Origin of the sequence: Segatella copri (assembly GCF_026015465.1) — a bacterium.
Lineage (GTDB): Bacteria > Bacteroidota > Bacteroidia > Bacteroidales > Bacteroidaceae > Prevotella > Prevotella copri_E.
The window spans coordinates 409,562-425,012 of sequence record NZ_JAPDUQ010000002.1 but is presented as its reverse complement, the minus strand read 5'-3'; the positions used below and the strand labels follow the sequence as shown (position 1 = coordinate 425,012).

At 45.1% G+C, this 15,451-nt stretch carries 12 protein-coding genes; 7 read left to right on the top strand and 5 right to left on the bottom strand.

Annotation, left to right across the window (positions count from 1 at the left end):
* The first annotated feature begins 7 nt into the window (after nt 1-7).
* The 3 genes from rpmA (at nt 8) to ONT08_RS08650 (ending at nt 4,385) form a co-directional block, all read left to right on the top strand.
* Nucleotides 8-298 (top strand): 50S ribosomal protein L27, encoded by a 291-nt coding sequence (gene rpmA, locus ONT08_RS08660; RefSeq protein ID WP_006848684.1) that lies wholly within the window; start codon nt 8-10, stop codon nt 296-298.
* A gap of 243 nt (nt 299-541) precedes the next feature.
* Complete coding sequence (gene serS / locus ONT08_RS08655) at nt 542-1,834, top strand: serine--tRNA ligase (protein ID WP_006848685.1); 1,293 nt, start codon at nt 542-544, stop codon at nt 1,832-1,834.
* A 202-nt stretch (nt 1,835-2,036) separates the two neighbouring features.
* Nucleotides 2,037-4,385, top strand: a complete 2,349-nt coding sequence (locus tag ONT08_RS08650) for a bifunctional dihydroorotate dehydrogenase B NAD binding subunit/NADPH-dependent glutamate synthase (RefSeq protein ID WP_118085703.1) — start codon at nt 2,037-2,039, stop codon at nt 4,383-4,385.
* 123 nt (nt 4,386-4,508) lie between these two features.
* Here the strand turns inward: ONT08_RS08650 and ONT08_RS08645 are convergent, their stop codons facing one another.
* Together ONT08_RS08645 and ONT08_RS08640 are read right to left on the bottom strand one after the other, a co-directional pair.
* The gene (locus tag ONT08_RS08645) at nt 4,509-5,867 is read right to left on the bottom strand and encodes an outer membrane beta-barrel protein (RefSeq protein WP_264959722.1); all 1,359 of its coding nucleotides are present in this window, start codon (nt 5,865-5,867) and stop codon (nt 4,509-4,511) included.
* Complete coding sequence (locus ONT08_RS08640; protein WP_117585996.1) at nt 5,860-6,447, bottom strand: RNA polymerase sigma factor; 588 nt, start codon at nt 6,445-6,447, stop codon at nt 5,860-5,862. The genes ONT08_RS08645 and ONT08_RS08640 overlap by 8 nt, the downstream gene beginning before the upstream one ends.
* A 140-nt stretch (nt 6,448-6,587) precedes the next feature.
* On the opposite strand from ONT08_RS08640, the gene ONT08_RS08635 reads away from it, so the two are divergent.
* Nucleotides 6,588-7,565, top strand: a complete 978-nt coding sequence (locus ONT08_RS08635; RefSeq protein WP_118201933.1) for an IS982 family transposase — start codon at nt 6,588-6,590, stop codon at nt 7,563-7,565.
* Between the two features lie 81 nt (nt 7,566-7,646).
* Here ONT08_RS08635 and ONT08_RS08630 read toward each other — a convergent pair whose 3' ends face one another.
* From ONT08_RS08630 to mazG, 3 genes are read right to left on the bottom strand one after another with little or no spacing between them, the layout of a single operon-like run.
* The gene (locus ONT08_RS08630; RefSeq protein ID WP_118200825.1) at nt 7,647-8,564 is read right to left on the bottom strand and encodes a ribonuclease Z; all 918 of its coding nucleotides are present in this window, start codon (nt 8,562-8,564) and stop codon (nt 7,647-7,649) included.
* Between the two features lie 36 nt (nt 8,565-8,600).
* Entirely contained in the window at nt 8,601-9,161 is a 561-nt protein-coding gene (locus tag ONT08_RS08625) for a hypothetical protein (RefSeq protein WP_119235885.1), read from the bottom strand.
* Nucleotides 9,162-9,217: 56 nt separating this feature from the next.
* Nucleotides 9,218-10,171, bottom strand: a complete 954-nt coding sequence (gene mazG / locus ONT08_RS08620; protein WP_264959721.1) for a nucleoside triphosphate pyrophosphohydrolase — start codon at nt 10,169-10,171, stop codon at nt 9,218-9,220.
* A 120-nt stretch (nt 10,172-10,291) separates the two neighbouring features.
* On the opposite strand from mazG, the gene ONT08_RS08615 reads away from it, so the two are divergent.
* The 3 genes from ONT08_RS08615 (at nt 10,292) to ONT08_RS08605 (ending at nt 15,418) form a co-directional block, all read left to right on the top strand.
* Nucleotides 10,292-12,973 (top strand): valine--tRNA ligase, encoded by a 2,682-nt coding sequence (locus tag ONT08_RS08615; RefSeq protein WP_264959720.1) that lies wholly within the window; start codon nt 10,292-10,294, stop codon nt 12,971-12,973.
* Between the two features lie 88 nt (nt 12,974-13,061).
* Nucleotides 13,062-14,345, top strand: coding sequence for a clostripain-related cysteine peptidase (locus ONT08_RS08610; RefSeq protein WP_264959719.1), 1,284 nt, complete (start codon nt 13,062-13,064; stop codon nt 14,343-14,345).
* A 65-nt stretch (nt 14,346-14,410) separates the two neighbouring features.
* Nucleotides 14,411-15,418: a GYF domain-containing protein gene (locus ONT08_RS08605; RefSeq protein ID WP_118200823.1), complete on the top strand. Its 1,008-nt coding sequence runs from the start codon at nt 14,411-14,413 to the stop codon at nt 15,416-15,418.
* The last annotated feature ends 33 nt before the right edge of the window (nt 15,419-15,451 follow it).

Sequence of the window (15,451 nt, the reverse complement as noted above, 5' to 3'; positions counted from 1 at the left end):
TTAGAAAATGGCACATAAGAAAGGTGTTGGTAGTTCTAAGAACGGCCGTGAATCAGCTTCACAAAGATTAGGCGTTAAGATCTGGGGTGGTCAGAGCATCATCGCAGGTAACATCATCGTTCGCCAGCGTGGTAACAAGCACTTCCCAGGTGAGAATGTAGCTCAGGGTAAGGATGATACATTGTATGCTTTGGCAGATGGTATCGTTTACTTCCACAAGGGCCGCAAGGACAAGAGTACAGTTTCTGTTCTCTCTCCAGAGGTTTACGCTGAGAAGACCAAAAAAGCTGACGCTTAATTTTTAAAGTTTTAGAAAAAACTATTCCAAACAAACAACATAGAAGCCTGCTCATACCTAGAGCAGGCTTTCTTCTTTTTAGGCACGGATTACCCCCCTTCTAAGCTCCTCAACCCTGTAAAACCACAAAAAAACTTTAATTCTACCCTTCCCTGTAAAAAAGTCAGCAATTTTTTACGCTATCACAAATATTTTTTGTACTTTTGCCTACAAATAGTAAATTATTTAATTAAAAGACATTTTATGCTTACACTTAAACTTATCAGTGAGGAAACTGAACGTGTAGTTAAGGGTCTCGAAAAGAAGCATTTTCCAAATGCTCGTGAGGCCGTAGAGAAAGTTTTGGAGTACGACAAGATTCGTCGTGAAGCTCAGCAGAAGTTGGATAACAACAAGCAGCAGGCTAACCAGTTTGCTAAGCAGATTGGTGCCCTTATGAAGGAAGGTAAGAAAGAGGAAGCTGAGAGCGCTAAGGCTCAGGTAGCTATGCTCAAGGCAGACGCTAAGGCTCTTGAAGAGATCATGGAGAAAGCACAGAACGATATGACCAACCAGTTGCTCGAAATTCCTAACATCCCTTGCGAGCAGGTTCCTGAAGGTAAGGACGCAGCCGACAACGTTGTTGTGAAAGAAGGCGGCGAAAAGCCAAACCTCGGCGAGGATGCTCTCTGCCATTGGGATCTCTTGAAGAAATACAATCTTGTAGACTTCGACCTCGGCGTTAAGATTACTGGCGCAGGTTTCCCTGTATATATCGGCAAGATGGCTCGTTTCCAGCGTGCGCTTGAGGCATTCTTCCTCGATGAGGCTCGCAAGAGCGGATATCTGGAGATTCAGCCTCCTTACGTAGTAAACGAGGATTCTGGTCGTGGTACCGGTCAGTTGCCAGACAAGGAAGGTCAGATGTATCATGCTAATCTGGATAATCTCTTCCTCATCCCTACTGCTGAGGTTCCTGTAACCAACATTTTCCGCGATGTTATTCTCGATGAGAAAGATCTCCCTATCAAACGTTGTGCTTACTCAGCTTGTTTCCGTCGTGAAGCAGGTAGCTATGGTAAGGACGTTCGCGGTTTGAACCGCCTGCACCAGTTCGACAAGGTAGAGATTGTTCGCATCGATAAGCCAGGTCACTCTTACGAGAGTTTGAATGAGATGCTCGACCATGTTGAAGGTCTTTTGAAGAAGTTGGAATTGCCATACCATATCCTCCGTCTCTGCGGTGGTGATATGAGCTTCACCTCTTCTATCTGCTACGACTTCGAGACATGGAGTGCTGCACAGGGTCGCTGGCTGGAAGTTTCATCAGTATCTAACTTCGAGAGCTATCAGGCTAACCGTCTCCACTGCCGCTATCGCCATACAGATGACAAGAAGATTGAGCTTTGCCACACATTGAATGGTTCAGCTCTTGCTTTGCCACGTATCGTAGCAACCATCTTGGAGAACAATCAGACCCCAGAAGGAATCCGCGTACCTAAGGTATTGGTTCCATACTGCGGTTTCGAGATGCTTGATGACAAAAATTTCGATTAATTTGAAGTATCGGTAAGACTTTCTGTTTTTCTCGATTATACAAAACATTCGAAAAACAAAAATAACATATATTGTACGAGGATAACTTCGACTGCCACAAAGGTAGCCGATGTTATCCTTTTGCATTTTATGTACCATGAAGCAAACTCTAAACAGCTAACCAGAAATATAAATATATCAGCATTAAGAAATTTAATAGCCCATGAACAAGATTATCAAGAAAGTACAATACTCAGAGAAAGTATTCCGCTTCGATGTAGAAGCACCACTTATTGCCAAGAGCCGAAAGGCAGGTAACTTTGTTATCATCCGTGTAGACAACAACAGCGAGCGCATGCCGCTGACCATCGCTGATGCTGACATTGAGAAAGGAACCATCACACTGGTTGTGCAGAAGGTAGGCCTTTCATCTACCAAACTCTGTGCATTGAATGAAGGCGATGAGATTCACGATGTGGTGGGACCACTTGGAAATCCTACACATATCGAGAACTTCGGAACAGTCATTTGTGCCGGAGGTGGTGTAGGCGTAGCTCCTATGCTCCCTATCATCAAGGCACTGAAAGCCGCAGGAAACAGAGTCCTTTCCGTAATTGCGGGTAGGAACAAAGACCTCGTGATTATGGAAGATGAAGTGCGTGCATCTAGCGATGAACTCATCATCATGACCGATGACGGAAGTTACGGCGAGAAGGGTGTTGTAACCGTAGGAATCGAGAAGTTTATCAATCAGGAGCATATCGATAAGGTTTTCGCCATCGGTCCTCCTATCATGATGAAGTTCTGCTGTCTCCTGACCCAGAAATACAATCTTTCCACAGACGTTTCGCTCAATACCATCATGGTGGATGGAACCGGTATGTGCGGTGCCTGCCGCCTGACCATCGGTGGCAAGACCAAGTTTGTCTGCATCGACGGTCCTGAGTTTGACGGCGCTCTGGTAGATTGGGACGAGATGTTCAAGCGCATGGGCACTTTCAAGGATGTTGAACGCGAAGAGATGGAACACTTCGAAGAGCACCTTGCAACTGTAGACGCAGAAAAGAAGAAAGAAACTACGGATGTAATCATGGACGTAGAACCTACAGATGCGAGCATCGAAGAGTTGACCGACCGTAACGCTGAGTGGCGCAAGGAGTTACGTGCTTCGATGAAAGCAAAAGAACGTACAGCTATAGAGCGCGTAAAGATGCCAGAACTTGACCCTCTTTATCGTGCCACAACCCGTACGGAAGAGGTAAATATCGGTTTAACCAAGGAAATGGCTTTGACCGAAGCCAAGCGCTGTCTCGACTGTCCTAAGCCTACCTGTATGGAAGGTTGTCCGGTAAGCATCAACATTCCTTCCTTCATCAAGAACATTGAGCGGGGCCAGTTCCTTGCCGCAGCCAAGGTTTTAAAGAACACCTCTGCCCTACCTGCCGTTTGCGGACGAGTTTGTCCACAGGAAAAGCAATGTGAAAGCAAGTGTGTACATCTCAAGATGAACGAGCCTGCTGTAGCTATCGGATACCTGGAGCGTTTTGCTGCCGATTACGAACGCCAGAGTAGAAACATCTCTGTACCAAAGTGCGATGAACCTAATGGCATCAAGATAGCCGTAGTTGGTTCAGGACCTTCCGGATTGAGTTTTGCAGGCGATATGGCAAAGAAGGGATTCGACGTTACCGTCTTTGAAGCATTACATGAGATTGGCGGTGTATTGAAATATGGTATTCCTGAATTCCGTTTGCCTAATGCTATCGTAGATGTAGAGATTGAGAATCTTCAGAAGATGGGCGTAAAGTTCATTACAGACTGCATCGTTGGCAAGACCATTTCCGTAAAAGATCTGGAAGAACAAGGATTCAAGGGAATCTTCGTTGGCTCAGGTGCGGGTCTGCCCAACTTCATGAATATTCCTGGAGAGAATGCCTTGAACATCATGTCTTCTAACGAATATCTTACCCGTGTAAACCTGATGGATGCAGCCAATCCTCATAGCGACACCCCTATCAACTTGGGTAAGAAGGTGGTTGTTGTAGGCGGCGGAAATACAGCTATGGACAGTTGCCGTACTGCAAAACGACTCGGAGCAGACGTAACCTTGGTATATCGCCGTTCGGAGGCTGAAATGCCTGCCCGACTCGAAGAGGTGAAGCATGCCAAGGAAGAAGGAATCAACTTCTTTACATTGCACAATCCTAAAGAATATGAGGCAGACGAGAAGGGCGCAGTAAAGGCTGTAGTTCTCGATGTGATGAAGCTTGGCGAACCTGATGCCAGCGGTCGTCGTCGTCCAGAAGCTACAGGAGAGACCATCACGCTGGAGTGCGACCAGGTAATTGTTGCCGTAGGAGTAAGTCCTAATCCACTCGTTCCACAGAGTATCGAAGGCTTGGAACTCGGCCGAAAGAACACCATTGCCGTAAACGACCAGATGCAGAGTTCCATCGAAGAAATCTACGCTGGCGGCGATATCGTACGAGGAGGGGCCACAGTAATCCTTGCCATGGGAGACGGCAGAAAGGCCGCTCTCAATATGAGCGAAAAATTATTGAATAAGAAATAAGAAAACGGGAAACAATAAAGGGCAGCCATGCATCACGCAGACTGCCCTTTCCTTTTCTCGTATGTAATGTTATAAAATGAAATGTAGTTCGTACATATATTTATTAATAATTGGACTCAAACACTATTTCAGATTAATACGGAGTCCGAACTGGAGATTAAAATTCCACTTCTTATCTTTAAACGTATTTTCTATTTCGCTGCCATTATCAAAATAATATTTTGCACCTGGCTCAATATAGAAGCCCACTTGTGGTGTAACATCATACTGTGCACCAAGCGAAGCCTTACCCGAGAACTGAACGCCATCACGTTTCACGTCCTCTTTATGACCAGAAACCTTTGTATCATTCTTTACGTTGAAATCGGCTTCTCCACCCGCCATTACGTACGCATGAAAGCCTCCCGTGCTCCAAACCTCATAGTTTAAACCAAGTGGAACACCCAAATAATGCAAAACCTGATGTGTATCAAATTCTGAAACACCATAAGATTTGAAATCAGAAGCAACACGCGTATATACGACACCGGTACTCAAAGACAAACGAGGCGCAAGTCCGATACCAACCTGAGCACCTATAGCCAAAGGAGCATGATGTTTCGCTTCAACATATTTCGGTATTGCATATCTTAAAGGAGAAGCAGCAGCCATGAAAACGCCATGATCAGCAAAGCCACCACCAGCAAGAGGATCTGAAGACGCATACATGCCGTTTGACATTCCATCACTGCCAGAGCCCAGACTTACATTCTCTGCATACAGGTTCATGGTCCAGTTCTGTTCATACTTGTCCTTATAACTGCGTTCAAAATGACCATCCTGCGCCCTGCCTGCATAAAGCTTCTGCCCACCATCTGCTTCCAACGGCTTGGTTGCATGATTAGAAGAAACGGCCATCTGTCTTTCAGAATCCTCATTTTGCTTTTGCAAAACAGATAATTCCCGACCATTTACCTCTGCATTAACAGACTGTTCTGGCATTTCTACCTCTGCTGCAAACATTACTTCATTATCAGCAGCAACAGTCCTCTCCTGGAAAGAGACAGAAGATTTACTATGGTTCAATTGACGCCCCGATGAATGGCGATTCACCTGATGTGCAGATGCATTGTTTTCAGCAAGCAAGATAGCATTTTCACTTCCTGCCGATTGTGCTTCTGCACGAACAGCAGAAGAAGTCCTGCTTGAACCTGATGCTGTAGAGAAAGAACTCTGAACAGCTAAGTTAGCCTGTCCCGGTTCATCATCATGCAGATAAACATAACTGCCTCCTACTCCCAATAAAGCAATCGCTGCAGCTACTGACCATCTTTTCAAGACAACATAACGAGTCTGTGGTCTCTTCTTTACATCAGTTTCCTCATCACCAACCTTTTTAGACTGAGCAAGCGATTGTTCTATCTCAGCCCACAAGTCGTGGCTGACAGGCTCTTGGTAGTCAGCCAACTGATCTCGAAGTTTATTTGTCCAATCGTTACTCATTACTTTTCTCATTTATATGATTCAACTCTTTATTATCACTACAATCTGCCTGGCTCAGATAATCTTTCACCTTTTTGCCCAACAGCTTTTTCGCCCGCAAATATTGTGAAGCAGAACTGCTTTCTTTGATGCCTAACAGCTGTGCAATTTCTTTATGGCTTTTCTGTTCAAAAACAAACATGTTAAGAACCAGTCTGTACCCATCAGGCAATTCTCCTATCATTCTTGTCAGTTCTGCAGGCGGAACTCTTTCTACTTCAGGCTCTTCATCCTCAATATCATCGGGAACTTCGTCCACGATAGTGAAGCGCTTTTGCTGCCTTACAAAGTTGACAGCTTCATTTGTCACTATCCGCAAGAGCCAAGCCTGAAGAGCGCCCTCACCCCGATATTCAAACTTTGAAATGCCGGAAAAGACTTTTATAAAACTATCTTGCACTACATCTTCAGCATCATCGCGCATAGGGATATACCTCAGCGCTACGGCCATGGCATACCCCACATAGCGTTCGTACAATCTGTGCATGGCTGCCCGACTGCCGCTATTGATGTCGTCTAAGAGTTCCTTTTCCGATTCCAAATTCAAATCCTTTTTAAAGATTAAACGATATAAAGAGAAAACCTTGCATCAAAAATGAACTTTTTTTGGCGCAAGGCACTTTTTTTTATATTTTTAACTCATTGGCGGAATTAAAATTCGCCTAAAAATTAGTATCTTTTATGGAGAAAAAGTTGTGCATCTCGCTGATTTTTAGTAACTTTGTGGTGTCAAAACATAAAGTTATAATCTTTCACGCTATGCACAACTTGTATGCAAATTTCGTAAAAATTCTTGAGATATGCAAGAATTTCTCCATAAATTTAGTTAATGAGCTAGGAAATATTCCTCGCCCAGGAGTCGTCCCACGTTTTTCAGACCTCGAAGTTGTTGCTTTGAGCTTAACTGCTGAGCATCTAAGTATCGACAGTGAAAACAACTTGTTCGACAGACTGAAGGAGTATAAGACTGAAATGCCAAACCTGATTTCTCGACGTCAATTTAATGACCGCCGAAAATTCACAGCGGAATTATGCGAGACGATTCGTAAGCGCATTGCATCAAAGATGGATGGCGCAGAAGAATATTTCTGCATTGATTCCAAACCGATAGAGGTATGCCGTTTGTCCAGAGGATTGCGTTGCAAGATGAAAGGAACAGACGTGACAAACTCTCCAGCATTTGGCTATTGTGCCACTCAGAAGATATACTATTATGGATTTAAACTCCACGCAGTCTGTGGGTTAAGTGGAGTTATCCACTCGTATGATTTGAGTCCAGCTAATGTTCATGACATTCATTTTCTTAAAGATGTTAAGTTTCAATTTCATGACTGTTGCATCCTAGGTGATCGTGCTTACCTCAGTGCAGAACTACAGCAAGACCTGTTTTCTTCTGTAGGCATTAAGTTGGAAGTTCCATATCGTCTGAATATGAAGAATTGGAGACCAACATTCAAGCCTTATGCAAAGGCGAGAAAGAGAATCGAGACCAATTTCTCTCAACTTTGTGATCACTTCATGCTCTTCAGAAATTACGCAAAGCAAACACCAGGACTGTTTACCCGAATCATCGGGAAAATTAGCGCATTCACAGTCTTGCAATATATAAATTATGTAAACAATAGACCGATTGGCAGGGTTAAATATGCGCTAAACTAATTCCGCCAACAGGTTATTTTTATATAGATCGAAGGCTATTCTGCACCTTGTTTCTCGGTACATTCAAGCCCTGTTTCTATATTATTCTATAGAGAACACTTTACCTTCCTGAGTAAGATAACTTTCCGTAAACACCTCTTTAGCTTCATTCAACAATACCTCTTCATTATTATATCTTGCACTATAATGTCCCAAAAGAAGTTTGCCTACACCCGCATTTCTGGCTATAGTTGCAGCCTGTCGAGCCGTACTGTGATAATAGAGTTTAGCCCTGTCCTCATTCTCCGAAGTATAGGTGCTCTCATGATAAAGCACCGTAACCCCCTTTACCTTTTCTGCCAACCCCGGAACAAACCGGGTATCACTGCAATAAGCATAACTGCGGGGAGTAGCGGCAGGCATTACCAATCTGGCATTAGGTATTACATCCCCCTCCTTCGTTGTCCAGTCAGCTCCATTCTTGATGTTGTTAATCTGGCTTACAGGAATCTCGTAATAATCTATCATATCACGACGGATATGAGGCAATGTCGGTTTCTCTCTGAAGATGTACCCACAACAAGGCACACGATGCTGCAGAGGAACGGTTTCTACGGTTACAGAATGATCTTCATATACTACTTGCGACTTCTCGGTATCTACAGGAACAAATTCAATTTCATATTCCATTCCCTGCATGAAGAAATCAATCTGACGCTTAAATAAATCTCTGTAACTTTCTGGCGCATACACCTTTAACTTAGCCGTTCTGCCCAGCATACCTAAGGTAGAAAGAAGTCCCAGCAAGCCAAAGCAATGATCACCATGAAGATGCGAAATAAAGATAGCATTTATCTTAGCAAAGTGAACATGAGTGCGACGGAACTGCATCTGGGCACCCTCGCCACAATCCATCATAAAGCATTTGCCACGCATCTCAATAATCTGGGCCGAGGCACTATGCTGAAGGGTGGGCAAAGCACTGCCACACCCCAATATATGTACTTTAAATGGTTCCAAAACTAAATCATAATTTACAGGTTCAACATGATGACCTTACTCTTGGCGCTTGAAAACAAAGATACCCTGAGTATTCTCCAACATAAGACTGTCAGAACCCAATTTGTCAATGGCAAAAGTATCCTTATTCAGCAAAAGTTTACCATTGAGTATCTTCCAGCTAGTCCAAGGATTAGTTTCAGCCTTCACATTGTTCTTCACCTCTCCACCTTCCAAGATATCAAAATTCTTATCCAGAGAAGTCCATTTACCCAAGAGGGATGTCAGGTTGATAATCTTCTGGGCCATCATCTCTCCATCCTCTGCCTTATAACCGATAAGAGCAATACGGTCGCCAGCCAGCAATCCTCCCTGAACAACATCAGGATTCTCATCGTCAATAAACACCGAAAGGGTGTCACCATCATCAGAAATCAGCTCCAGGCTATGCATAGAGGTTCCCTCACCGCATACACCATAGATGGTAGAATCGTTCATCGCATCCTCTACCTCTACAGAATCGGTTGCACTGATAACAGGAACATTATTTTTGTTCTTACAACTGTTGGCAGAGAAAATCGCCACCAAGGCTATTGTTACATAAACTAATTTCTTCATAACTCTTTAGTTTTTATTATTATATTGATGAGTCGATAAGATTATCTGATTCACCGTTATTTATCATTCTTTTTCTCCTGAAGTTTTGCTTCATCCCATAGTTTATCCATTTCTTCTAAGCTCATATCTTTCAAGTTTTTACCTTGCTTTAAGCTATGATCTTCTACGTAGTTTAAACGGCGAATAAACTTTTGGTTGGTTTTCTCCAGCGCATTATCCGGATTGAGTTTATAGAGACGTGCTGCATTGATTACTGAGAAGATGAAATCGCCCAATTCCTGGGTAGAATTCTCTTTGTCGCCTTTAGCCAGTTCCACCTTGAGTTCTTCCAGTTCCTCCTGCACTTTGTCCCACACATCTTCTTTTTCTTTCCAGTCGAAGCCTACATTTCTAGCCTTGTCCTGAATGCGATAAGCCTTGATAAGAGACGGAAGAGAATTAGGGACACCGCTCAACACTCGCTCATTTCCATCCTTCTCCTGCTGCTTGATCTGTTCCCAGGTTTTCTCAACAGAAGTAGCAGTTTTCGGCTTGCTGGCGCCAAGAGCCAAGGTTTCTTCCGAACTGGCAGTTCCTGCTTCTCCATTCCCTGCATCTGACTCCTTGTAGACAACCTGTCCTTCATCGTTGATATACATATCAGGATTCGAAACCGTCCAATTTCCCTCTTCCTTCCAGTTAATGAAAGGATGGCGGAACATCAATTTATCTGCCTCCTGATTGCAAACATCGCAAATATCGAACTCGCCGTCTTCTCTGCCGATGATGCTATAGAACATCACGTGCTCCAACACATCACCCAACTCCTTCTTGATATCTTTGTAATCGCGCTTCATCAAGGCGTCACAAAGCTCGAAAGTCTCCTCGATCGTATTCGGACGAAGACTCTCGAATGTCTGCTTTTTATCCCATGGACACTGCAGGCGCAAACGGTCCTGCACATCCAGCAAGCGGCTGAACGCCGCCAGTTTTTCTTCTTTCGTATGTCCTTTTCCTGTATTACTAACCATCGTTTTGTGCAAAAATTAATAATTTTGATGCAAAGATAGTATTTTTCGCCCAAAAATTCGTATCTTTGCACCGTTTTTTAAGGAAAAAGAAAGAAAAAGAATAAAAATTAGACATAAACAATGGAATTAGCAAGTAAATACGATCCACAAGCAGTGGAAAGTAAATGGTATCAGTACTGGCTCGACAACAAACTTTTCAGCTCTAAGCCAGATGGTCGTGAACCTTATACAGTGGTTATCCCTCCACCAAACGTAACGGGTGTGCTCCACATGGGACACATGCTCAACAATACTATCCAGGATATTCTCGTTCGCCGTGCTCGCATGGAGGGCAAGAACGCATGTTGGGTACCAGGTACCGACCATGCCAGTATCGCTACCGAGGCAAAGGTTGTAAACCGCCTCGCTCAGCAGGGCATCAAGAAGACCGACCTTACCCGCGAGGAGTTCCTCAAGCACGCTTGGGACTGGACTCACGAGCATGGTGGCATCATCCTCAAACAGCTCCGCAAACTCGGTGCTAGCAGCGATTGGGACCGCACAGCATTCACCATGGACGAGACCCGCTCTCGTGCCGTCATCCACGTATTCTGCGACCTTTACCAGAAGGGACTCATCTATCGTGGCGTGCGCATGGTTAACTGGGACCCTAAGGCTCAGACTGCACTCTCTGACGAGGAGGTTATCTACAAGGACGAGCACTCTAAGCTCTACCACTTGAAGTATTATGTAGTAGAACAGGACTGCCAGCAGGTGGATGAGGAGAACGTGATGCACAAGGATGAGAAGGGATACTATGCAGTAGTAGCAACCACCCGTCCTGAGACCATCATGGGCGACTCTGCCATGTGTATCAACCCAGAGGATAAGAAGAATACCTGGCTGAAGGGTAAGCACGTTATCGTGCCTCTCGTAAACCGCGAGATTCCTGTCATCGAGGATACATACGTAGATATCGAGTTCGGTACTGGTTGCTTGAAGGTAACTCCAGCTCACGATATCAACGACCACGCCCTCGGTTTGAAGCACGGTTTGGAAACCATCGATATCTTCAACGACAATGGTACCATCAGCGAGGCAGCAGGTCTCTATGTAGGTATGGACCGCATGGACGTGCGCAAGCAGATTTCCATCGACCTTCAGAACGCCGGTCTGATGGAGAAGATTGAGGACTATAATAATAAAGTGGGCTTCTCTGAGCGTACCAATGTGCCTATCGAGCCAAAGCTCTCTACACAGTGGTTCCTCAAAATGCAGCACTTTGCCGACATCGCCCTTCCTCCAGTAATGGACGATGATATCGAGTTCTATCCTAAGAAGTATAAGAACACCTATCGCCACTGGTTGGAGAACATCAAGGACTGGTGCATCAGCCGTCAGCTCTGGTGGGGTCACCGCATTCCAGCCTACTACTTCGACAATGCCGGCAAGAAGGATTTCGTGGTAGCTGAGACAGCAGAGGAGGCTCTGAAACTCGCTCAGGAGAAGAATGCCAACATCAAGGCTGAGGATCTTGAGCAGGAGAGCGACTGCCTCGACACCTGGTTCTCTTCATGGTTGTGGCCTATCTCTCTGTTTGATGGTATCGAGCATCCTGACAATGAGGAGATCAACTACTACTACCCTACTTCCGACCTCGTAACTGGTCCGGATATCATCTTCTTCTGGGTAGCACGTATGATCATGGCTGGCTACGAGTATCGTGGCAAGATGCCATTCAAGCACGTATATTTCACAGGTATCGTTCGCGATAAGCTCGGCCGCAAGATGAGCAAGAGTCTCGGCAACTCACCAGACCCACTGGTTCTGATTGACAAGTTTGGTGCCGATGGTGTTCGTATGGGTATGATGCTCAGTGCACCAGCAGGCAACGACATTCTCTTCGACGAGAGCCTCTGCGAGCAGGGACGTAACTTCAACAATAAGATCTGGAATGCCTTCCGCCTCGTGAAGGGTTGGGAAACTGCAGATATCGAGCAGCCTAAGAGTGCAGAAATCGCCGTGAAGTGGTTTGATGCCAAGCTCAAGGAGGTGAACGAGGAGATGCAGAAGCAGTTTAAGGACTACCGTATCTCTGAGGCATTGATGACTGTATATAAGCTGTTCTGGGATGAGTTCTCATCCTGGTACCTGGAGATGGTGAAGCCAGTTTACGGCCAGCCTATCGACCAGAAGAGCTACGACGCTACCCTCCGCTTCTTCGATGCCCTCCTGAAGATGTTGCATCCATTCATGCCATTCATCACCGAGGAATTGTGGCAGCACATCTACGACCGCAAGGATGGCGAGAGCATCATGCGCGAGAAGCTGGATATTCCAGCACCTACAACCGAGGAGCAGAAGTTGGCAGCCAACATTGAGGCTGTGAAGCAGATTATCGCCGGTGTTCGTACCGTTCGCAACCAGAAGAACATTGCCCAGAAGGAACAGTTGTCTCTCCAGGTAGTAGGCAAGAACGATTTCGAGGCTTACAACGACGTAACGCTGAAGATGGCGAACCTTGATAAGATTGAGGTCATCGCAGAGAAGAGTGCCGATGCATCAAGCTTCATGGTAGGTACCGACGAGTTTGCCGTACCATTGGGCGACCTGATTGACGTAGCTGCCGAGATTGAGAAGGCAGAGGCTCAGCTCAAGCACTTGGAAGGCTTCCTGATGGGCGTACGCAAGAAGCTCAGCAACGAGAACTTCGTAGCTCACGCACCTGAGAAGGTAGTAGTCCTGGAGCGCAAGAAGGAAAGCGACTCTGTTGAGAAGATTGCTGCCCTCAAGGCAACCATCGAGGAACTCAAGAAGAAATAATAGTTTAATATTTATCATGTTAAGTGCGGAATGTTAAGTGTAAGAACTTAGCATTTCACACTTAACATTTCATATTTTCAAGAGAAACATGATCAAGAAGCTTTTCACCTTATTTATATGTACGCTATCTCTAGCAGCAACTTTCACCAGTTGTGGCGATGAAGCCATTGATGTAGAAAGCGTCAATAAGCAGACTATCTTCGTCTTCTATCCTTGGACGGGTGGAACCAACACTTCCGGTCTCACAAGTTTTTTGGAAAACAACGTTGACAGTATCTGCGAAGGTATTGTTGCCAAGAAAGGCTTGAATAATTCGCGTGTAATAGTCTTCATGAGCCAGAATTACAGGAAGAGCTATCTTATAGATCTTCAATATGACGGCAATACGAAAACCGTAATTCGCGACACTTTGAAAACATACGATGAAGCTACATATACTACAGCAGAAGGATTTGCAGAGATTCTGAATGAGGTGAAACGCCGTGCTGAAGCCCTGAATTATTCGCTCATCATCGGAGCTCATGGCTGCGGATGGACCTACAAAAGCGATTGGGTAAACTATCCTTATATGGCAAGACCTAATGCCGGTTTTGCTCAGAAAGGAAGCACCAGCTACCCTACCGCTACCGGCAATTTCAGCGGAATACAGTATGGTCCCGATCCCAACAAATCTATCACCCGTTTCTTCGGAAGCGTAAGTTTAGAAGAAAACGCTCTCGACGTTCCTACCCTTGCCGAAGGAGTCAAACTCAGCGGCACCAAGATGCAATACATTCTCTTCGATGCATGCTATATGGGCAATGTAGAGACTGCATACGAACTGAAAGACATCACTAATTTCATGATCAGTTCAAGTAGCGAAGTAATGGGAGCCGGCGTTCCATACAAAACCATATGGAGTTACCTCAACAGTTCTGCACCCAACTACTCAGGATTTGTCAACGGAGTTGTCAATTTCTACAAGAATAGTAGCGATCCATTCTGCAACATGGCGGCCATCGACTGCAGACAGATGGACAATCTAGCCCAAGTGATGAAGGAAATCAACAGCAAATATACCCTCTCATCATCCGTTCCGCTCGATTCCATACAGCCTTTGGATGGTTTCTCTCCCAACCTCTTCTACGATATGAGTGTATACATAGACAGTCTTGTTCCGAGCGGCTATCTGAAAGACAAATATACTTCACAGATGAAACTCACTATCAAAGCTGCTGCTCATACCGAACAGGCTTATACAGGGTTAATGAGTTATAGAGGTACAACCTTTAAAGTGAAAAATTATTGCGGTCTTTCTATCTCCGACCCTAGCCAGCACAGCGTAGCTATCAAGGGCAGAGAGAAAACAGCATGGTGGAAAGCTACACACTGATAAGCAATTGAGAGTGTAAGAAACTCCTTATTGGCTTTTAAGAAAAATATTATATAAAAGAATACATGATGGAATATTTTATCATTGAGAATAACGGACAGCAAGCGGGTCCATTCAGCCTGGAGCAACTCGTCCAGAAGGCTATCACACCCGAGACCCTTGTTTGGGCACAAGGCATGAAAGACTGGACTCCAGCTTGGAAAATAGCAGAACTGAAGACTGTTCTTGAAACTGTAGAAGCTATCAAGGCTAATGCAAACAAAGAAAATGCAGAAGGAACATCAGCAGATGCAGCCGGCAACAACGGGACAGAAGCAGCAAACTTTCAGGCTGCAAACCAGCAGGGTTTCCAGCAGGCACAGCAGGAAGCTTACCAGCAAGGCTTTCAGCACGGCGCAGCAATGAACCAGGGCTACAGACAGGAACCGGAAAAGAAAAAATCGAGCAAGACCCTCTGGAAAATCATCTTAGGGCTTATCGTACTTCTCTTCCTGGTTTTCGCCATAACCAATCCAGGACTTGATGCCCATAAAGAAAAGGTAAAGACTGAGGCAGCCAAGGCTATCGACAAGGCTACAGAAACCAGTGATAACAACTTCTTCACCCAAAGCATCCGTTCCATTGCCAAAATGATGGCAGGAAGCGCTATTGATGAAATGATGAACCAGCTCTTCGAATACCACAACTATATCGTATGCTCTAAGGGAACCGTTGAGTTTAATGGCAAGCAGCACACCGTAAGCTTCGGAATCCTTGGCAGCGTTTACACGATGAATGCTGATGATATGGTGAAGGCGCTGGAAGGTGCCGACAATCTGCAGATAGAAGAAACCACCAGCTCATCAACCGATGAATCCCCTTCGGTAAGCGATAATAGCAGCGATGGTTCAGAAGAAGACGGACTGGGCGCTTCCGTTCAGAAGAAACTGGAAGACAAGGCAAACCAGGCCATGGATCAGGCTGCCGACAAGGTGAGCAAGAAACTGGAAGAGAAAATCAACCAGAAACTCGATGAAGCAACCGATTCTTCAACCGTAGAAAAGATTCTCGACAAGATTCTGGAACTGATCTAGCATCAGAAATCCGAAGAAACATAAGAAATATGA